Origin of the sequence: Synechococcus sp. ROS8604, from assembly GCF_014279655.1 — a bacterium.
Classification (GTDB): domain Bacteria; phylum Cyanobacteriota; class Cyanobacteriia; order PCC-6307; family Cyanobiaceae; genus Synechococcus_C.
The window spans coordinates 1,032,102-1,050,555 of record NZ_CP047946.1; the positions used below are offsets into that span (position 1 = coordinate 1,032,102).

At 53.7% G+C, this 18,454-nt stretch carries 20 protein-coding genes; 4 read left to right on the forward strand and 16 right to left on the reverse strand.

Going from position 1 to position 18,454, the window contains the following annotated elements; translation table 11 throughout:
• Positions 1-2 precede the first annotated feature (2 nt).
• Entirely contained in the window at positions 3-683 is a 681-nt protein-coding gene (locus tag SynROS8604_RS05440; protein WP_186545423.1) for a Coq4 family protein, read from the reverse strand.
• The gene (locus tag SynROS8604_RS05445) at positions 649-1,944 is read right to left on the reverse strand and encodes an MFS transporter (protein WP_186545424.1); all 1,296 of its coding nucleotides are present in this window, start codon (positions 1,942-1,944) and stop codon (positions 649-651) included. The genes SynROS8604_RS05440 and SynROS8604_RS05445 overlap by 35 nt, the downstream gene beginning before the upstream one ends.
• An 11-nt stretch (positions 1,945-1,955) precedes the next feature.
• On the opposite strand from SynROS8604_RS05445, the gene SynROS8604_RS05450 reads away from it, so the two are divergent.
• Positions 1,956-3,602 carry an alpha/beta hydrolase gene (locus SynROS8604_RS05450; RefSeq protein ID WP_186545425.1) on the forward strand — a complete coding sequence of 549 codons (1,647 nt, stop codon included), beginning with the start codon at positions 1,956-1,958 and terminating at the stop codon, positions 3,600-3,602.
• Here SynROS8604_RS05450 and SynROS8604_RS05455 read toward each other — a convergent pair.
• The 7 genes from SynROS8604_RS05455 to SynROS8604_RS05485 form a co-directional block, all read right to left on the reverse strand.
• On the reverse strand, positions 3,596-4,615 hold the full coding sequence (locus tag SynROS8604_RS05455) for an ABC transporter permease (RefSeq protein WP_186545426.1): 1,020 nt from the start codon (positions 4,613-4,615) through the stop codon (positions 3,596-3,598). The two genes, SynROS8604_RS05450 and SynROS8604_RS05455, sit on opposite strands and share 7 nt — an antisense overlap.
• Positions 4,615-6,198, reverse strand: coding sequence for an ABC transporter substrate-binding protein (locus SynROS8604_RS05460; protein ID WP_186545427.1), 1,584 nt, complete (start codon positions 6,196-6,198; stop codon positions 4,615-4,617). The genes SynROS8604_RS05455 and SynROS8604_RS05460 overlap by 1 nt, the downstream gene beginning before the upstream one ends.
• A gap of 54 nt (positions 6,199-6,252) precedes the next feature.
• Complete coding sequence (locus SynROS8604_RS05465) at positions 6,253-6,498, reverse strand: hypothetical protein (RefSeq protein ID WP_186545428.1); 246 nt, start codon at positions 6,496-6,498, stop codon at positions 6,253-6,255.
• Between the two features lie 113 nt (positions 6,499-6,611).
• Complete coding sequence (locus SynROS8604_RS05470) at positions 6,612-7,928, reverse strand: homoserine dehydrogenase (RefSeq protein ID WP_186545429.1); 1,317 nt, start codon at positions 7,926-7,928, stop codon at positions 6,612-6,614.
• 36 nt (positions 7,929-7,964) lie between these two features.
• On the reverse strand, positions 7,965-8,426 hold the full coding sequence (locus SynROS8604_RS05475; RefSeq protein WP_186545430.1) for a SufE family protein: 462 nt from the start codon (positions 8,424-8,426) through the stop codon (positions 7,965-7,967).
• Positions 8,427-8,434: 8 nt separating this feature from the next.
• Entirely contained in the window at positions 8,435-8,911 is a 477-nt protein-coding gene (locus SynROS8604_RS05480; RefSeq protein WP_186545431.1) for a hypothetical protein, read from the reverse strand.
• A 21-nt stretch (positions 8,912-8,932) separates the two neighbouring features.
• On the reverse strand, positions 8,933-9,529 hold the full coding sequence (locus SynROS8604_RS05485; protein ID WP_186545432.1) for a 5-formyltetrahydrofolate cyclo-ligase: 597 nt from the start codon (positions 9,527-9,529) through the stop codon (positions 8,933-8,935).
• A 380-nt stretch (positions 9,530-9,909) separates the two neighbouring features.
• Between SynROS8604_RS05485 and SynROS8604_RS05490 the strand changes: the two genes are divergently transcribed.
• Positions 9,910-10,098 carry a hypothetical protein gene (locus tag SynROS8604_RS05490; protein ID WP_255445218.1) on the forward strand — a complete coding sequence of 63 codons (189 nt, stop codon included), beginning with the start codon at positions 9,910-9,912 and terminating at the stop codon, positions 10,096-10,098.
• 296 nt (positions 10,099-10,394) lie between these two features.
• Here the strand turns inward: SynROS8604_RS05490 and SynROS8604_RS05495 are convergent, their stop codons facing one another.
• The 3 genes from SynROS8604_RS05495 to SynROS8604_RS05505 all read right to left on the reverse strand — a co-directional run bounded on the left by SynROS8604_RS05495 (position 10,395) and on the right by SynROS8604_RS05505 (position 12,155).
• Positions 10,395-11,135 carry a carbonic anhydrase gene (locus SynROS8604_RS05495; RefSeq protein ID WP_186545434.1) on the reverse strand — a complete coding sequence of 247 codons (741 nt, stop codon included), beginning with the start codon at positions 11,133-11,135 and terminating at the stop codon, positions 10,395-10,397.
• A 319-nt stretch (positions 11,136-11,454) separates the two neighbouring features.
• A complete protein-coding gene (locus tag SynROS8604_RS05500) occupies positions 11,455-11,679 on the reverse strand; it encodes a hypothetical protein (RefSeq protein ID WP_186545435.1) in 225 nt (74 codons plus the stop codon).
• A 107-nt stretch (positions 11,680-11,786) separates the two neighbouring features.
• Entirely contained in the window at positions 11,787-12,155 is a 369-nt protein-coding gene (locus tag SynROS8604_RS05505) for an AbrB family transcriptional regulator (protein ID WP_006852244.1), read from the reverse strand.
• Between the two features lie 1,246 nt (positions 12,156-13,401).
• Here SynROS8604_RS05505 and SynROS8604_RS05510 point away from each other — a divergent pair.
• On the forward strand, positions 13,402-13,668 hold the full coding sequence (locus tag SynROS8604_RS05510; protein WP_186545436.1) for a hypothetical protein: 267 nt from the start codon (positions 13,402-13,404) through the stop codon (positions 13,666-13,668).
• Between the two features lie 80 nt (positions 13,669-13,748).
• Here the strand turns inward: SynROS8604_RS05510 and SynROS8604_RS05515 are convergent, their stop codons facing one another.
• Positions 13,749-14,060, reverse strand: a complete 312-nt coding sequence (locus SynROS8604_RS05515) for a hypothetical protein (RefSeq protein WP_255445224.1) — start codon at positions 14,058-14,060, stop codon at positions 13,749-13,751.
• A 119-nt stretch (positions 14,061-14,179) separates the two neighbouring features.
• Complete coding sequence (locus tag SynROS8604_RS05520; RefSeq protein ID WP_186545437.1) at positions 14,180-15,883, reverse strand: YdiU family protein; 1,704 nt, start codon at positions 15,881-15,883, stop codon at positions 14,180-14,182.
• 286 nt (positions 15,884-16,169) lie between these two features.
• Here SynROS8604_RS05520 and SynROS8604_RS05525 point away from each other — a divergent pair, with 286 nt between their 5' ends.
• On the forward strand, positions 16,170-16,574 hold the full coding sequence (locus SynROS8604_RS05525; RefSeq protein WP_255445225.1) for a hypothetical protein: 405 nt from the start codon (positions 16,170-16,172) through the stop codon (positions 16,572-16,574).
• Between the two features lie 18 nt (positions 16,575-16,592).
• Here the strand turns inward: SynROS8604_RS05525 and SynROS8604_RS05530 are convergent, their stop codons facing one another.
• Positions 16,593-16,943: a hypothetical protein gene (locus SynROS8604_RS05530; RefSeq protein WP_186545438.1), complete on the reverse strand. Its 351-nt coding sequence runs from the start codon at positions 16,941-16,943 to the stop codon at positions 16,593-16,595.
• A gap of 1,026 nt (positions 16,944-17,969) precedes the next feature.
• Positions 17,970-18,452: a crossover junction endodeoxyribonuclease RuvC gene (gene ruvC, locus SynROS8604_RS05535; RefSeq protein ID WP_186545439.1), complete on the reverse strand. Its 483-nt coding sequence runs from the start codon at positions 18,450-18,452 to the stop codon at positions 17,970-17,972.
• Positions 18,453-18,454 lie beyond the last annotated feature (2 nt).

Below are 18,454 nucleotides of genomic sequence, written 5' to 3' on the forward strand. Positions count from 1 at the left end.
GCTTACGCGTAGTTCGCGCTGAAAGTCTCGCCTGTGGCCATCGGGATGGCGAGCTCCTCTCTCCATTCGCTCAAGGGTTTCTCCCAGCCTTCCTCCCAGCGCTGCAACACAAGGGGCTTGGCCTGCAGGCCGATGCGCTGACCGTGCGCAATGGCGCGACTGATCGCTTCTTGTTCTGTCGGTTGAAAACGGAAGGCCTTAAAGCCCGCCAGAAGATTGAGCAGCACATAAGCCGGGAAGCCAATCTGGGTGGCGGTGATCGCCAACACGGCTGATTCCCCCTGCTCTTGGGTGTTGAGCCCAGCGATCACGTGATGAATGTCGTGGGTGGTGGCGATGCGTTGGGTGAGCCAGAGGGCTTCTGTGCTTGTGTCTCTGGGACGGAAAAAGTCGGCGTCGTAATTCAAACGGCGAATCATTCCTGCATAGGCCCGCCCCAATGTTCCTTCCGGGAGCAACTCCAGCATCTCAATGTTTGGTTGAAAGGCTGGGAAGCGCTGCTCCATCATCTCGGCACCGCCAGGTAAGGCCTTAAAGCGCGCGATCGAAACCTGCATCGCTTCACTGTCGAGGAAGTTGTCGATGAGGTCTCCCACCCCATGGAGCCCTCCCTCGGTGGATGCAATCTCGCGCAGGATGCGCAAATTTTTAATGGAGCGCAGCAGTTCTCTGGTTCGTGGCATCTAATGCTTCTTCAATGGGGCTTCCACTCAAATTTGGCTTGTAGCGGGGTCGGACGGCCTTCAACAGTGGGACCACTAACAAGCAGGTGCCGGCCATCAACAACCAAAGCACCAAGCCATGACCCTGCTGGTCTAAGAGGGCACCCGCGAGGAGAGGTGCTGCGATGGCACTGATCGCAAAGCACTGCGAGAACAGGGCCATGGCTAAACCGCGATGTTGCAGGGGTGTCTCTTCCACCATGGCTTCTGCTGCCGTTGGTAGAAAAGCAGCTTCCCCAAAGGCGATCGGAACCATCGCAAGCGCAATCAGGCTGCTGCCTCCGGCCCAAAGCGCTGATCCAGCCAGTAACAGGCAGCCTGTGATGAAGCCAAGTAAGCCCATTCCTAAGCCAAAACGCAGACTGCGCTTTGCCACCCAGTTGCCGATGGGCCACTGAAGCACCATTAACAGAAGAAGTTGCCAAGCAATTAAGCCGCCGCTGGAGGCTTCACTGAGTGGTGCGCGGGCAAGCCCTCCACGCACCATGTCGAGGGGAAGGGCGCTTTGCATTAAAGACACAATTCCAGTAGCGATCACGCTCACAACCAGCACTGGGATGAGGGGCAGAAGCCAGCGCCAATCTGCCTCTAAGTTGGCTTTAGCTTCTTTGTTGATGTCTCCGTTCGGCGCCGACTCAGTCTTGAGTTTGTGGTTGTTGGTTGTCGCGGCGCTGGCATGCAATAGCGCTGCCCGTCCATCGGGTAGCGGCGTGAGCAACAAAACCACGAGCATGCTCAACACGGCCGCGGCCTCAACCGCGTAAACCATCCGGATCATCTCCATGGAGGACAACACCGCACCAAGTAAGGCGCCAGTTGCGACTCCTAAGGCGTCGGCGCTGCGCGCCAGAGCGTATCCGCGGCTGGAATTAAAACCGCTGCAGCTCAAGGGAACGGACAATTCAATCGCAGGGAAATAAAGGCCGGCTGCCAAACCGATCAGCAACTGTCCAATGAGATATCCGTTGAAGCCTTTGGCCTGAAACAGCACTAAATCCGCCATCAAGGCGAGCAGGGCAGCCGCTCGGACAGGCCATGAGCAGGTCAGCCCGCGGTCCAGCAAGACACCACTCAGCAGCCTCGCCACCGTGCCGATCAGGGCAGAGGCCGCCAACCCTTGACTTACTTGTACTGCCGTGAAGCTGGCTTGGTGAAACACAATCGGTGTCAGATAGATGACACCACCCGCTCCAAAAGAGGCAAGCAGGCGAATGAACGCCACTTCTTGCAAAGGTGCGGGAAACTGGTTCCACCAGTGGACTGGTCTTGGCCTTGCGAAGACGCTCAACAGGACTGCGATTAGCTGCAAGTTGTCTATGCAGTCTGCTGTTTTTTGGCGTCTCACCGCGTCCGTTGTGGGCTGCTTCTCAGCTGGAAGTGCAGATCGATGGCACGGTGATTCCCTTTTCCATTGGTGATCTGGCGAAATGGGCGCGGTCTGATGGACGTCACCGCTCCGAACTCAGTACTTGGTTTTCGTTGTTGGCGCCCGAGAGTCGAGCAGGCGTTTTGGAGCTGCTTCAGGCTCCTGTGATCCTGGATCGCAGCATGGCGCGCCAGCTCTTGAACAGCTGGGCTGGCCGGCAATTGTTGGATCAAATTGCTGATTTGGTGCGGGTGGACGACGACACGGAGGGGGTGATCGTGCGTCAAACGATCAACGACCTTCTAACCCGACAGCAGCAGGTCTCCAGCTTGGATTTGCTTGAGGCTTTGCCTGCCGAGAGTGTTCGTCTTGATCTCGATCTCTTGCTCGAGCTGGCATCCAGTTGGCGGATGCAACTGGAGCGCCAACAACATTTGGTGCGCAGCCTGGATCGCTCTCCAGTGACGGCAACAGTTTCTGAGCCTGCTGCCGTCTTTCCTCAGGACGCCGACTCGTTGTTGGAACCGCGCTTGATGTCCTTGGCGGTTCCTCATCGCGAGGAGCCATTGGGGTTTCAGCTCTGGTTGCCTGTGGAGGGGGCTCCAAAGCGCGAGCAATGGATGGTGCTGATGCCTGGATTAGGCGGCAGCCCAGATCATTTCCGTTGGCTTGGCCGCGGCCTGAGTCGTCGCGGCTGGGCCGTCTTGGTTCCAGAGCACCCTGGCAGCGATGACGAAGCGGTCCAGGCGCTCTTAGAAGGGCGTCTTCCCCCTCCAGGGGCGGAAGTGCTTCCCGCTCGCCTTCAGGATCTTGATGCCTTGCTCAAGGCTCGGGATCAGGGGGTGTTTCGGGTTCCAGGTGAACGTTTGGTCCTCGCTGGCCACTCCCTGGGTGCCTTTAGTGCGCTGCTGTCAACAGGTGCCAGGCCGGCTCCAGGTCTTGCGCGTCGTTGCTCGTCAGCCTTGGGTGACTTGCCGCTCAGCAACTTGTCGCGCCTCTTGCAGTGTCAGTTGGTGGATGTGTCTTTGCCACAGCAGGTGGCACCCCCTGCGTTGTCGGCTGTGATCGGCTTCAACAGTTTTGGCAGCTTGCTCTGGCCTGCGGACTCCCTTACCAAAACCGTCAACGTGCCTGTGTTGTTTACTGGTGGCACTCTCGATCTGATCACGCCACCGATCAGCGAACAGTTGGGCTTGTTGTTGGCGATGCCGGCCGACCCCTCGAGCCGGGTGGTGCTTGTGGAGGGTGCAAGCCATTTCTCCCCCGTGCGCGTTGAGGGGCAGAGGCAAGGGGGACAGGGTGAGGATCTCTTTCAGCTGGGAGAAGATCTGGTGGGTGTTCAGCCGCTCCAAGTGCAGGCGCTTTTGGAGCAAGAAGTCGTCCAATTCTTGGAGGAGCAAGAACAGCGCAAGGGTGCGCAGCGCTTCAAGGCCAAGACCCTGCATTTGAAGTTGGGAGAGCTTCATCTTCATCGGCTCGATCGCGAAGCGGCCTCAGTCCTGGTGCCTCAATAACGGATACGTGGATCGAGCACAGCCACCAAGAGATCGACCGCCACGCTCACCATCACGACGAGGGCGGCGATGGCTACCACGATGCCTTGGACAACCGGGTAATCGCGTTGGTTGATGCTCTCGTAAAGGCTCATGGCAATGCCTGGCCAGGAGAAGGTCACTTCAATGAGTAGTGCCCCACCGATGAGTGATGCCACCGTGATGCCTGCAATCGTGAGCACGGGCAGCAGAGCATTGGGCAAGGCGTGGCGCAGTACGACCTGGACTTCGCTCAGTCCACGGCTCCTCGCCGATTCCACATAATCCGATTTCAAGCTGCGGTTCAGATTGAGCCGTAGAGCGTTCGTGAACACGCCGCTTAACAGGAGCCCCAAGGTGCAGGCAGGCAGCACGAGGTGCCGAACGCTTCCTTGCAGGGCAGCCCAATTGCCGCTGATCACGCTGTCAAAGATCAGAAAGCCGCTGCCTTCTGGGGGGATCAAGCTGGGAGGGAATCTGCCTCCAACGGGCAGCCAGCCGAGCATGACCGCAAACACAAGTTGGATCAGCATCGCCGCCCAAAAAGGTGGTAACGCGTAGGTGCCAATTCCGTAGAAGCGGCCGGCGAAGTCCAATTTCCCCTCGGGCCTGGCAATTCCGCTAAACCCCACGGCTAAGCCCAGAACGGCCGCGATGATTAAGGCGGTGATCCCTAGCTCCAGGCTTGCCGGGAGCGTTTTACTGATGATCGAACGCACCGACTCGTTATTAATCAGTGCATTGCCTAAATCTCCATGAACCAGCTTGCTGGGAAAATCAAAATATTGATTCCAGAGCGATTGATCGAGGCCCAGGCTGCTTCTCAGGGCGGCTTTAGCGGCTTCTGGGGCCCTGCTTCCGAGTACCGCATCCACCGGGTCTCCCGGCGCGACACGCAGTAGCAGAAAGACCAGGCTGGCAATCAGCCAAAGCATGAGCGGCGCGAGTGCGAGTCGGGTTGCGCAATAGCGGAAAAGCTCCCTTCCTCGTGCCATTAGCGTCGCTCTCCCAGTTGGGCCAGATCCACGAGCCCGTTGCCATTAAAGATCGGAGGGTTCAAACGAAGCTGAGCCCAGGCTTTTGGAGCCACAACCCAGACCGGGAGGTAAGGAGCTCCTTTTGCTGCCATTGCATCCACGGCTCTCAGTTCTTGTAGACGTGCCTTGCCTTGAAGGCTGTCACTACGGCTTAACGCTGCTTGCAGCCCTGGTTCGGTCCAGAAGGTGCCTCCATCCACGGCCTCACCCTCCTTGCAGATATTCCCTTCCGAGCGCTTGCAGCTGAGCAAGGGGGTGAGATAGGCCTCAGGATCTGGATAGGAGCCACCCCAGTCAAGAATCACGGCTTCGAACGATCCTTCGCTGAGCTGTTTGTACACCGTGGTCGACTCCACGCCGTTGAGGGTCATCTGGACGCAATCGGGCAGATCGCGTTTCAGCTGCGCTTGCCAGGTGAGAGCCATCAAACGATCGGAGGGGACGTTGGTGCGAAACGTGAATGGGACTTGCAAGCGACGCCCTGTGCAGTACCCGGCTTCTTGATACAACTGGCGGGCTGTGGCGAGGTTGTAGGTGGGCCAGGGCTCGGTTTTTCCTCCCTGCAAACTGGGGGGAATGAGGGACCGTAAGGGCTCTCTTTGGTTGTAGCTCACGCGGGCGCTGATCAAGCGGCGATCCAGGCTGTGGGCAAGGGCCCGACGCACGGTTTGACGTTGCAGGGGCGGGCTATTGGTGCGCAGAGTCACAAAGGTGATGTTCATGGCCGGACCTTTGCTCTCGCGCAGCAGGGCCTTATCTGCCCGTTCGCTTAGGGCTCGTTTTTGATCTTCATCGATGGAGTTGGAGAGCAATACATCCACCTCGCCGCTGATCAGGGCTCCAAACAGTGCTGTGGAATTGCTGAGGTTGATGAGGTCCAGTCCCACATTGTTCGGAGGTTTGCCCCAGTAATGGCGGAACGGGAGAAGACGCTGTTGGGTGTTGCGAAAGCTGTTGAGAATGTATGGGCCTGTCCCGACAAAACGATCATTCAAGAATCGATCGGCATGGTCGGCGTAGGCCTTGGGAGAAACGGGGGTGAGATAAGGGGATGTGAGCAGGCTTTCGATCGAGCTGGAGGGCTCCTTGAGGCGCAGGCGGATCTCGTAAGGGGAGGGGGTTTCAATCGCTGCGATGCGATTATTCAGCAAATAACGCTGCGAGCCGATGCGTAGGAAGCGATTCAGGCTGAAAGCCATCGCCTTTGCGTCAAAGCGACTGCCGTCGTGGAACAGCACATCCCGGCGCAAAGGGATCGTCAGGCTGAGTCTGTCCTCTCCGAGCACAGGCATGGATGCGGCCAATTGGGGCTGAAGCTCCCCGCTTGTGCCTCGGATGTAGAGCGTGTCGCCGAGAGCACTGAGCACCTGAAGCACCCCTGTGGTGCTTGCCAGAGCGGGATCGAGCGAGCCAATGCGCCCGGCGCTGGCAACCGTGAGTCGGTCGCTTTGGCGTTTGGGCTGACAAGCGCTTTGGCTTAAAGCAAGGGCCAATCCGATCAACACGCTGGCCTGAAGGCTGAAGCGACGGCGATCAGTCACGCAGCGGTTCGTCAATGCAATCGCTATTCAACGCCCTCTAGGCACGATTTGTCGTCAATCGCTCTCGGAGATCGCGCTGGAAATCTGTTCAAGGGCCACCTCGAATACAGGAGATCCCTGGGGCTCGAGCGGCCATTGGCGGATCCAGCAACGGTCGTGGTCGTCGTCAATCCCGATCACCTGAAAGGGGCCTTCCCCAGAGCGGAGTTTGATGCAGTCCCCTTGATGCAGCGTCATGGCGGAACGAGATTTCTGCTGGTCGCAGTGTGATCCGTAAGCCAGGGTCAGTTCGTTCGACATGAACGTTCGAGAGCACAGATCTGCAAATGCAAATTTGCTCTGTGATACTTCTTACAACTCTGCCCTATGCCGGGGCCGTACGGCCATCCGAAGTTGCGGATGTGTGGGCCTGCTCAAAGACAGCCGAGGTGGGCATCCAGGCTCAGAACCTCGGGAAGTGCATGAATCGCTTGAAGTGCGGCACTCATTTGCCCGTTGCCGACAACCTGTGTGATCACAACGATTTCAGCTCCCGCGTCACTGGCTTCGAGCTGAACGATCGATTGAATGGAGACGTTGTGGTCGCCGAAGCAGCTGCCGATTTGGCCGATCACACCGGGGGCGTTTTCTGTTTTAAAACGCACATAATTGCGTTGGCTGGTCCGCTCCGTGTTGACCAAATGGCATCTCCGCCAGCTAGAGGCTGCGAGCAGGGGATCCAGATTGCCTTGGGCCGGATTGAGTTGGCGGATGCCCGCAATGTTGAGGATGTCAGCGACCACGGCTGAGGCGGTGGGCCCTGAGCCAGCGCCAGGCCCGTAGAACATCACTCTTCCGATGGGATCTCCCTCCACCAAAATCGCGTTATTCACGCCATTCACTCCCGCCAGGGGATGGTCTTTGGGGACCAGGGTGGGTTGCACGCTCACCGATAGGGGCAGGGATGTGGGGTTGCTCGGTTCAGGATCCATGCGTTCGGCGACCGCGAGCAGTTTCACGCCGTAGCCCAATTGCGTGGCGTAATCCACATCCCTGCTTTGCAGGGTGCTAATGCCTGCCGTGGGGATGCTGTTGCGATCGATCGGTCCCCCGAAGGCGAGCCCAGAAAGAATGGCAATCTTGTCGGCGGCATCGAGTCCTTCAACGTCTGCGGCTGGGTCGGCTTCGGCGTAACCCAGCTCCTGGGCCTCGCGCAGGACCGCGTTGTAATCCGCACCCTCATCGGCCATGCGGCTCAGGATGTAATTGGTGGTGCCGTTGATGATTCCACTCACGCGCTGAATGCGGTTGCTGCCGAGCGATTGCTTGAGCGGCTCGATGATCGGGATCCCGCCGCCTACAGCAGCCTCAATCAGCACGTAAACACCCGCGGCCGCGGCGGCGGCTGCAATTTCTTCGCCATGCCTGGCGATCACAGATTTGTTGGCGGTGACAACCGACTTGCCGGCTGAAATCGCGCGCATGATCAGCGTGCGCGCAGGTTCGATGCCTCCCATCACCTCCACCACCACGTTCACGCCAGGGTCGTCGATGACGGCTTCTGGAGAGGTGGTGAGAAGGCTTGCGTCCAGGGCAATCGGCCGTGGACGGTTCTGGTCTCTCACCGCAACCCGAACCAGGTCCAGATCAGCAATCAGGGGATGTCTTCCCTCTGGTGTCTGGAGAATGCTTGCCACTCCGGCACCCACAGTGCCGAGACCGAGAAGGCCGATTCCGATCCGGGTGGACATTGAACAAGTTCCGTTTGCGTCGCTAATAACGAGACTCTATGAATCCATCGCCTCATCGGCGTTCTTAAGGGCCTGGGCCTGGGCCTGCATCGCCCGCAAAATATTCAAAAAACCGTTAGCCCTCGAAGGGGTCAGGCTTGCTTGTAGGCCAGTGGCGGCGATAAAGGCGGGGTCTACGGCGAGCACTTGATCCGGGGTTAAATCACTCATCCCTTTGATGAGCAGGGCGAGCAACCCCTTGGTGATCAAGGCGTCGGACTCTCCTTGCCAGTGCACATGGTTGCCCTGGAGAGCGGCATGAATGAACACCTGAGACACGCAACCTTGCACTTTGCGGTCTTCGGTTTGCAGGTCTGCCGGCATCGCAGGAAGCTTTTTGGCGAGCCAGAGCACGTATTCGTAACGTTTGCGTGGGTCTGGCGTGCCGCTAAGTCGATTCGCTAGGCGGTCAAGCTCTTCGCTTCCGTATTGACTTGAAGAGCAGCAGGGTTCTGCCATGGACGGCTTCAGCGATGCAGGCTGGGTTGGCGCACCTTAACCATCAGGCCTACAAGTCCGAGCAGGGCCGGTGCCCCCAGCCAGGCCCAAAGCCCTAGGGCAGGGGTTTGGGTTGGCGTTTCCACCACCTCGTCCAGCAAGACGCTGCCCTGGCGGATCGGTAATGCCAAATAGTCGCGATGTCCGGGGCCACCATCCACCTGCAAATCCAGGACGCCTTCAACCAGGTTTGGGAGCGTTAAGACCATTTGTCCATTGGCTCCGATCTGACCCAGTTCCTCTCCGGGTGTTCCATCAGCGTTGAGCAGGCGTACGGCAGCCCCCTCAACAGGCTCACCTGTGGAGAAGCTGCTACTCAGCTCCAATTGGCCATCCAGGTAGCGCAGGGAGCTTTCGATCCCGTGGGCCTGGACCTGCTGACCTGCCACGAGTCCCAGACCCAAAGCGGTGCATGTGACCAGCAGGCGTCGTGAAAACACGGTCATGGCAGCAGGATGACGAGATCGTCATCTTGCAGAACATTCGCTCCGCTGGCTAGCCCTGCGCAAGCTGCAGCCTTGCTCGGTGATCCAACCATCCAAGGGCTGATCCCAGGGGTCTGTGGGTAGCAAGGTGGGATGGACGCACGCTTCCGGCAGGACGGCGAACGTTGGCAGTGTTGACCATCCCGGCTGACGAAGCAAACGGTCATAACAACCGCCCCCATAGCCAAGGCGCATGCCGTTGCGATCGACCGCCAAAGCTGGAATCAGCATGAGAGCAAGCTCGGCCGGTGGCAACGCTGGTGATGCGAGTGGAGCAGGAATGGAAAAGGCATCAGCGCGAAGCTCTTTTGGCGATGGGGCGTTTCGCCAAGCGTGATAAGTCACGCTGTAATCCGCTGCTGTTGCAGGCAGGGCTAAGCCTGCGGGCTGAAGTTCGGCCAGCGGGCGTAAATCAGGTTCCCCTGGAAGGGGCCAAGTGATTCCGATGGCTCCCTGGCACTGAGCTGGATCTTGGGCGTTTAAGTGGGAAAGCACGCTTTGAACCAGTGAGGCATTCAGCCCTGGCATCAGCGCATGGCGCACGCGGCGGTAGGTCGACCTCAGGGCCTGTTTATCCATGGGTTTGCTTCGCTGAATGCGATGCACTTGTGCAACCACTGTGCAGTCACTGTGCAGTCACTGTGCAGTCACGTTGTGAGAACGATGGGGGGTAAGCCGTTTGCTGGGCGCGCGCGAATCCTGCCTGATGTACCTTCGCGTTAACAAAAAAGAAGACGGATGAAAAAGCTCAAAACTTGGCTTAGCCAGCTCAATGCCTATGCCAACAAGCATCTTCAGACCTGGGAGATGGAAAGAAAGCGCTAAAGAACGGCAGCTTTGATGCCTTGATCGTTGAATCCCAGGGTGCTCTTTCCTGCTGCGGCCCTCGTCTTGTCTTAAACGTGGATAACCCCATGAGTTGACGAATGAGAGCGGTTCTCTTGTGTGCATCCCTGCTGATGGCTGTCCCTATTGCGGCGGCGGAGAAGGGCCGTTCAACTGCGCAGGGCGTTAATCAACAGATGGCGACGGCTCAAGCGATGCGAGGTGTTCCCAAGGGGGCAACAGTTGTGGATACCACCTGCAAAGAATTTGCTGTTGGTGCCTTTACCTATCGGTTCCAATGCACAGTCCATTGGGCTCAATAATCGGCGCCGCTTGCACGCCCCTTCTTGATTCCAGCCTGGGCTGTTTGGCACTTCCAACAGATGCCAACCCTCTCAGCCTGCTGGTGCATTCCTCATCGTTGATCACGCCCTTGTGCGTGGGCTTCGTCTTGCTGATGTCTCTCTGAAGCAATCAAGATGCGCGAGCGATTTTAAGGATTTAGTAAAGAGTTTTGAACGTGGGAAAGCTCGGCCAGCCCATTGAAGTGGCTGCCTTGCCCCCGTTCATGCACCCGATCTCACAACAACAACGATGCAAGCGTGGAGCTCAATGCAACTCAGAGGATGAAGACTTTTCCGGAGGCAATGTCGAAATAGCCGGCCTCGATCTGAAGCTGTCCCGCTTGAACGGCGTTGGCTAAAACATCGCTGCGAGTCGTGAGCTGTTCAGCGGTCGCTTGGGCGTTGGTCTTGATGGCGCTCATTAAGGTGTCGCCTGGAATCAGGTTGGCTTGAATCGGTTTGATGAGCTGATCGAATAGTGGCGTGAGTGAATGATTTGCGCGAGCGGCTCGAACAGCGCCACAATTGCTGTGGCCTAAGACCAAGATCAAGGGCGTTTTTAAGACCGCGACGCCAAACTCGAGCGAGGCGATTCCCTCGTCAAAAGGTGTGTTTCCTGCGCTGCGGACGACAAACAAATCACCAGCCGCCGCATCGAAAATCCATTCCGGAGCAACTCTGGAGTCGGCACAGCTGATGATCGAAGCCCAAGGGGATTGAGACTCTTCCAGAACGCTCGCCGGAAGGAAGCAATGGTCTAACCAGAGGTTGGACATCACTTGGGCACGTTCATTCAAATCCGTTGCCTTGTTTTTTGCTTGCCAAGCGTCCGCAAACCGGGCATTTCCATCGATCAGGGCCGTGAGTGGATCCTTTGGGCGGCAAGATCGGGCCGATTCCTTCGATGATGGAGCGGCTGCTTCGGCCTTGGCAGGGTGGATGAATGGCAGTGCTGCTGCGAGACCAAAAGCGTTCAGGCCGCTGCGAAACAGAAACGAGCGTCGATTGAGTGTCACGAAACCTGCTTGTCGTGAAAACTGATGTCGCTCAAACATGCTTTAGGGAGAGCACGTAGCGATTGGCTTTGAAGATCGAGGTGGAAAGAGCGGATCAATCGGTGCTGATCAAGTGCCAAAAACGATGGTACGCAAACGTGAGGCAGGGCTCTCAATCCAATCACACGTTTTGAAGTGCTGCAGTCACACTCATTCCAAGCTGCGATTCCTTCCTCAATCTCTTCATAATCAGAACCGATTTGAGTCGTTGTTCCAACCGTTCACTGGCTGTTGTCTGATCGATTCCGCGCGCGAGCTCTCTTACAGATGTAGGGGACTTTTAGATCGATTCCGCGGCCAGATACAGCGAACCAGCAAATCCATCGCGTCGTTTTCGATCACCCCACACACATTGCAGATCCCCCCGTGTTTCCTTGTGATAGAGATCTTCTGCTAGCTGCACAAGATTTCCGCCGGTCTGCAAATAGTCATCGGCGCTTTCGTATCCATTGTTTTGAAGCCACTGCACGGTGAGGTGGATAGCAGTTTCTTCGACCCTGGTCATGGTGTCTTCACGTCATCTTGACGTTCTACTCGGCTGATCACGTCAGTGCTTGGCAATAAAAAAACCCCGCCGGTGGCGGGGCTTAACTCAAGGATTGGGGAAACGAATCACTCGTCGCCTTCTTCCTCACCACCCACAGGGATGAGGCGTATAGCTTTTTTGCCAAGCTTGATGGTGAATTCATCACCAACTTGGAGATCGAGCATGGCTGTATAAGCCTTGCCGATCAGCAGATTGCCGTTGCCTTGAACTGTTGCAACGTAAGAAAGCTTGCGTCCGCCTTTACCAACACCAGCATTTCCGCCACCAAGGTCAATGCCCTTGGCATTGAGGAGAGCCTCATAAAAGGCGGTGAAATTGACCCGATCACTGCCGTCTTTCTTTTTGGAGACGTAGCCACAAGCGGTGGCGAGATCAGTCTTGGATACATCGCCCAGGTCTTTGACCTTGGTGAGCAGTTCGGATCCGGTAAGCATTTGAAACTTGCGTTTCACTATTACTAACAAACTCCATGCCTACTAGTCAACTATTTGCCCATATCAGTTGTTCTCCCTCTTGCCTCCTTCTCTGGCAGGAAAGGATTCCGATTCAATAGTTTTTCATTCTGAGAGATGTTGTGACCAACTTTTTCTTGTTGCTGCAGGGCTTTTGCGCTGATGCGGATGATGCTGCCTTACCAGACCAGAGTCAGGCGGGACTCTTCATTTTGTTTCTGGGCTCATTTGCTTCCTGATCCAGCGGCATGCCTTATATCCTGATGCTGTGGAGCTGATGTCTTCGTTCCTGACGCTGAAGATCCTTCGGATAAACGAGCTCGTTGAAGGGTTTCGCTGTGAGTTGACTAGCAGGAAGGTTGTCAATGTCTGGGCTGTCTCGGTTGTGCTCAGTTCACCTCCTGTTGTTACCGACTGTCCCGCAGCCGTTTGCTTACCAGTTCTCAATCCAGTTTGAGGTTGTAGCTCTCCAGCCCAGTTCAAGTCTTTGGATTCGCTAGGCCTTCAGAATCCATGGATTAGGGCTTGTGTATCTGAGCTGTAAAGACAGAGCGGCACTAAGTCAGCCTCTGCTGCCTCCGAGGTCAATCTTGATGGGTTGAGGTTTGTGCGACCGCATCATCCATTTCCTCAATAGCGAGATGAGATCGTGCTTCTCAGCTCGCAGGCTGTACGGAGGTTGCCTGGGGAATTAACCGCCTTCGATTTTTACTCAGTGAGTGGATTTTCAGATTTTGTCGCTTTCGAGAGCCCGCTGTTTGAGTAAGCATCAGCTGAGTGCGCCGACTGTGCCGCTTCATCACATCGCCTGCCATGAAGTCTGCGCAGAGTTTTAAGTGTTTTTGGACAATGATCAGCAATGAGCTGACCTCTATGTGATACGGGTCTCAAATCAAGGCCATGTCGAATGGTGAGTGCCTGAAGATGCTGTTGGCGGGAGCCCATGTTGCTTCGATCGTCTTCGCTGGATGGCGATCGGGTGATCCAGCCTTTCGACCCATGCTTATTTTTCTATCAAGCCCTGTTTTTGCAGGGGATTTCGGCGTGAAAGTCTTAACGGCAACCGTACAAGGCTAGGAATCTTGCTTCATCGAGCGCCTGGAGGAGAACGATCGCTGATTCTTGGACGATGATCGGCAACACATTGTTGTTTCAGGTCAATAGCTTCTTTCTACCGATGGCTTCTTTCTTCAGGTTTGATTAGAACCTGAGTTCCGCTGGTCAGTGAATGCCTGCACCAAAATCCACGACGCAACCCAACGCTCGCTGTTGGGTTTGGTTCAAGGGTGATCCTCTGAAGACGGAGGGCTGTTGGAAGGGGGGCTGGTACGGAGCTCCTTCCGTGATTGGAGGTGTCAGGATTGAACATCACGATTATGTGCCGTGCAGGGTGCCGGAGTGGAGGGTGGTCTTCTCGGAGCCCGCTGATCTATTGGCACCGCCCTCTGTTCCAGTCGATGCGGAGTGGAAGCTGTACCCCACTGAGCCGCAGTGATCGTTCTTCAACAATCAGGTCGGATGGATCTGAAGTCCTCTGCTGGATCATCGACTTCACTATTTTGAGCAATCCGTGATTCAGTCTGACGACTCTTTCATGGATGCTTTGGCCAATAATTGCAGGCTTTCTAGGTTTTTCAGTGTTTGTTGAGTCTGCGCCAGCATGGGTCTTCCCTGGGGAGCGCAGTCTGCGATTAAGGATGCAGCCAGTGAAGCTTCTGATTTTATCAATTTTATACAGTGATCAATTCGAGATCTTGGTTCTGCGGCCTTGGATTCGCTTTTCTTGCTCAAAGTCGGAGCAATCTCTTTGAGAAGGTGATTGAGCGCTTCCTGTATTGATTCGATGCTTGCATCTGGTGACGTTGATCTTTGATCAGGTGGATTCATTTCAGAGGTTGATCCATCAATGGTTGTGATTTAATAGCTGGACATTCAGCTCTACCGGCTTGGTCTCGAGCTCCTATGGGCAGTTCCTAAGCCTGCAAATCGAACTAGTCAGCTGATTCTCATGATGAGCAGCTGTAATGGGATATACCTCCTGCATTGAAGTACTGATCAGGCTTCAGACGATAGTATTTCTCTTCGATTGCTTGTGATTGCTCTTCATAGGGATGGCTAAAGACCTCTTGCAACTCTTGGACAAGAGCGTAGTCACCTTGCTTCGCTTGTTGATAGGCAGGAGCAATGAGCCATTCTCGCCAGGTGTATTTCGGATTCATTTTCTTCATCTTTTCCGCGATCTCGGCTTGATCCCCACTGCTCCCTATCAGCCCGTTCCAGCTCTGAAGCCAGGTTTGCCAATGCTGCTCTATTTGTGAGGGAATGGGTGCATAAAAGCTTTTCTTTAAATCAGACAAATCTTTTGGTAGTTTGGATAGCTCTCGGAAGAAAATTGTAAAATCTACGTGTGTCTGTGCCATGAGTTGGAATAACTCCTGAACCAGAGATTCGTTGTAGTTATTCAAACCAAGTTTTTCTGTCCACATCTGCTGAATGGTGGCGTTGATTTTCTGTTTAAACCCATCACAGATCTTGTCTAAGTGCTCTAGAGCTGCCGCATCATCTTTGATAAGGAGCCTTATGGCCTTCCAAAACATATGAAAATTGGCTTCTGCTGCTACTGGCTGGTTAAAGAATGAGAAGTGTTCACCACCCCCAATCCAAGGTTGGTAGCACGGATCAAAGACCTCACAAAATCCAAACGGTCCATAGTCCAATGTAAAGCCACCAGCTGCACAGTTATCACTATTGAAATTTCCTTGGCAATATCCAATCCGTAACCAATGCGCAACCAAGGTCGTGAGCCGATCTCTGTACAGCTCGGCGAGCTTGACGACTTGAGAGGGAAAATCCAAAGACTGGTCTATTTCAGATTTGTATTCTCGATCGATTAAATGCAACACGATCATTCGTAGCTCTTGTAAAACGCCTGGATCGTTGCTGTTTCGAGCACGTCGTGCAAATAATTCCAATTGACCAACGCGTAGAAACGAAGGTGCAACGCGCGTTGAGATTGCAACCGGATCTTCTACTAAAATATCTGGATCAGAAGAGTTGGAGTTTTCCGAATACCAAGGTCGTCTTACTGCTTCTGTCTGGGAAACATAGAGAGTGAGGGAACGTGATGTTGGTACTCCAAGGGCATGCATCAATTCCTGTGCCAGAAACTCTCTTACACTGGAGCGGAGCACCGCACGTCCATCAGCTCCGCGACAGTAAGGAGTGGGACCAGCACCTTTTAATTGCATTTCCCAGCGTTGCCCTTTAAGGATTCCCTCAAACACAGAAATTGCACGACCATCTCCATAGCCATTGCCATTTCCAAATGGACATTGTTGATTGTATTCAGTTCCATAAATTGATAATGCATAGCCTGTGGCCCAACCAAATGGGCGCATCGGGGCTCGATTCACAGAGAGATCACCGGAGAAGAGTTTTTTAAATTCTTCATTCAAGGCTAGGTCTTGATCCAAGCCAAGTTCGGAGAACAATGTTTTGCTATGGCTTACATAGCTGGGCTTTCCCAGGGGCTTTGGAGTAACAGGCACAAAATGACCTGAGCGGACCTGCCGAGGTCGATGGTCATTCCCATCTTTCGTTGATTCAGGGTCAGGTTGAAGGGTCTCTAGGAGTGAATAATTTGTATGTTGAATAAAATCTTCAAAGGTTTCTACAGATTCTTCAAAATCTGATGTAAGTGGATGCGACATTCTTGTTACTGCTCTCTTGATCTTTTAACCATCTTACCGAGTTGCATCTCCTGTGCTCATCTCGTGCCCTTGCGATGCTGCTCCTCTATGGATTGATGATCCATTTAAGGATCAAAAGATGGGACGAAAGTATCCGTTGAATCTTTTTATTAAAGGATGCTCTGATATGGCTCCAATCCTTCATTGATCTTTTGGGTGCAACGCCCTATTTTTGTTCAATGGTTTTGCTGTTTTTCTTGCTCTATTTCTTTTACTTGTAGATGGTGCATTGATTTAGCTGCGATCAGTGACTATAATTCAAGTAATCAAAGGCCTGCCGCTTCTTCCTTGGGCTTTTAAGCCCCTGCCATTGACGATGGACTTAATCCAATCCAATGCCATTACCAACCTTCATCGACTTGCATCAGTAGAAGATGTGCTGCAATTTGTACGGTTGTGTGTTGATAAAAATCTAATCATCGATTTTGTCTTGAAAGAAGAACTTGATGCTTTTATTAAGCCAAGCAATACCTCAGGCTCTTGGGTTCGTCAGCAGATCGATGGTGTAAGAGTGAAAGCAGTTGATAAAAATGGCTGTACGATCTATGCCATCTGGATGAGGGAATCCTTGATGAAAGACTATGTGGCTTATTTGGAGTCAATTAAAAAAACACTTTCTGATGCTTCAGCATTTTCGTTTCCAGTGATCTGAGAATTCATTGCTGAATGTTTAGCAGATTGAGAATTCTCCAATATGTTCCCTCTTTACTCCAATGTAGTCTCCTAAAACGGCGTCTTCATTGAACTTACCTGTGAGGCATTCGATAACCTGTGTATGGATGAAGGCAGGTTCTTCGGCTTTGCCTTCTTGGTATGTAAACCGGTCTGGGTAGAGCATTCGGTACTCATTGGGGATTGTGATAAACCAGCTGCTGTCGCTACCTGCGTAGTAAATCTCGCCGCCTATTCGGTAAAACTCGCCATATTTTTTTGCTTCTTCTGGAATTTTTTTGTAGATCTTTGCTTGTTCGTCTGCGGTGAGCCCAAGCCAGTTCAGGCTCTCTTCCATTTTCTCATTCATTAGAATCATTCATTAGATGCTAAGCAACCGATCCTATATTGATAGCAGTTTTTTTATGTGAACACTGTCGCTAGCCGCTGGTTCCATGGACTGAGCAGTCCATGAAGCCATGCTTTTGATGGGCTTTAGCCGCAGGCCCCAACGGATTCAAAGCTTCCTCCTCCTGAGGAAGCCACAGCCATGAAGATGATCACAATCGTGGCCGCAATCAGAACCACTGGCCAGATTTCCGTATCAGGTCCCATGAGCAGCGATATTCAAGGGTTACTAATCACCATCCATTTACATGGTGGTGATCCATTTTATGTGATCCGCTGTTTTTTAATGTTCCTGTATTGTAGTGCATTAGCCAATGCCTCCCAGGCTTGTCCGTTGCAAGGCACTGAGTGTTGGTTTGTCGTAGCTAGCTGATTATGCACTCTCTCTTGTGCTTAAAAGGATTTTTGCTCTAGCCAGCCTTGATTCCTTTGGGTGAAACCTGTTGAGTCTTTTTTCGTTCGTGTTGATTGGTGAAGCACGTTTTTGCTGAGTTCGCTTGAGCCGTTGATCTTTCGCTTTGCTAAAGGTTTCGGCTCGCAGTGAGGTCTTTCCGCTTGTCACAATTTGTGAATGATTACTTTCGCTGTCGCTGGAACCCTCGTCCTTCTTAACGTGGCTCTCATTTCTATAATTCTTTCTTTCGACAAGCTTTTTGGATAAAATGATCTTGATGGGGTGGGTTCCAAATATTTCAAAGACCGTAAACTTTTTCTGGAAAAGTAAATGTTTATTAATTAATCTTTACTCCTTCGTTTTTTTCACTTTTAGTGGTTCATTCATCTTTCTGCTTTTTGATTCATAGGGCTTGTTGTGGCTCGTTAGGAAACTCGTTTGCTATTTGGCTTGCAAAAGGTTGGTGAGTTTCCACCCCTTTTTGTTTTGCCTATGGATGAGCAAAGTCTTTTGTTGTTTTGATAACCGCTCATTCCACCGTTTTCTAATGAAGGTCGTAAGGTTCAGCCTTAAATGAGTTGCTTGATTGATGGATCAACGTTGAAACCATCCGGTGAGTGCCACGGCTAGGGCGTCGGCCGCATCATCGGGGCGTGGTGGCATGTTGAGATTGAGTTCACGCATCACGGCCTCCAGAACTTCGTCTTTGTCTGCGTGGCCATGCCCTGTGAGTGCTTGCTTGATTTGCATCGGCGGGAATTCCACGATCGGAAGCCCAAAGCGCGTAAGCGTCATGATCAGCACCCCGCGGGCCTGCACAACGGCGATGGTGTTGCTGGAGCGGTAGAAAAAAAACTTTTCCACGCTGGCCAGTTCCGGTTGATGGATGCGAATGATTTGGCGGAGGTCACGGGCAATTTCCACCATGCGCTCCCCCTCGCTGCGGCCTGGATCGGTGCGAATGATGCCGCAGTCGACCATTCGTTGCGTTCCTTCCTCTTTTCCCTTGCGTGGCTCCACGTCGATCACGCCATAGCCGACGCGAGCAAAGCCTGGATCGATGCCAAGGATCCGCAAGG

Coding starts and splice junctions, on each gene's coding strand:
- SynROS8604_RS05440 (WP_186545423.1), bottom strand. CDS start 683: ATGCCACGAACCAGAGAACTGCTGCGCTCCATTAAAAATTTGCGCATC.
- SynROS8604_RS05455 (WP_186545426.1), bottom strand. CDS start 4,615: ATGGCACGAGGAAGGGAGCTTTTCCGCTATTGCGCAACCCGACTCGCA.
- SynROS8604_RS05465 (WP_186545428.1), bottom strand. CDS start 6,498: ATGTCGAACGAACTGACCCTGGCTTACGGATCACACTGCGACCAGCAG.
- SynROS8604_RS05470 (WP_186545429.1), bottom strand. CDS start 7,928: ATGTCCACCCGGATCGGAATCGGCCTTCTCGGTCTCGGCACTGTGGGT.
- SynROS8604_RS05475 (WP_186545430.1), bottom strand. CDS start 8,426: ATGGCAGAACCCTGCTGCTCTTCAAGTCAATACGGAAGCGAAGAGCTT.
- SynROS8604_RS05480 (WP_186545431.1), bottom strand. CDS start 8,911: ATGACCGTGTTTTCACGACGCCTGCTGGTCACATGCACCGCTTTGGGT.
- SynROS8604_RS05485 (WP_186545432.1), bottom strand. CDS start 9,529: ATGGATAAACAGGCCCTGAGGTCGACCTACCGCCGCGTGCGCCATGCG.
- SynROS8604_RS05490 (WP_255445218.1), top strand. CDS start 9,910: ATGGCTGTCCCTATTGCGGCGGCGGAGAAGGGCCGTTCAACTGCGCAG.
- SynROS8604_RS05500 (WP_186545435.1), bottom strand. CDS start 11,679: ATGACCAGGGTCGAAGAAACTGCTATCCACCTCACCGTGCAGTGGCTT.
- SynROS8604_RS05505 (WP_006852244.1), bottom strand. CDS start 12,155: ATGCTTACCGGATCCGAACTGCTCACCAAGGTCAAAGACCTGGGCGAT.
- SynROS8604_RS05510 (WP_186545436.1), top strand. CDS start 13,402: ATGCCTGCACCAAAATCCACGACGCAACCCAACGCTCGCTGTTGGGTT.
- SynROS8604_RS05515 (WP_255445224.1), bottom strand. CDS start 14,060: ATGAATCCACCTGATCAAAGATCAACGTCACCAGATGCAAGCATCGAA.
- SynROS8604_RS05520 (WP_186545437.1), bottom strand. CDS start 15,883: ATGTCGCATCCACTTACATCAGATTTTGAAGAATCTGTAGAAACCTTT.
- SynROS8604_RS05530 (WP_186545438.1), bottom strand. CDS start 16,943: ATGAATGAGAAAATGGAAGAGAGCCTGAACTGGCTTGGGCTCACCGCA.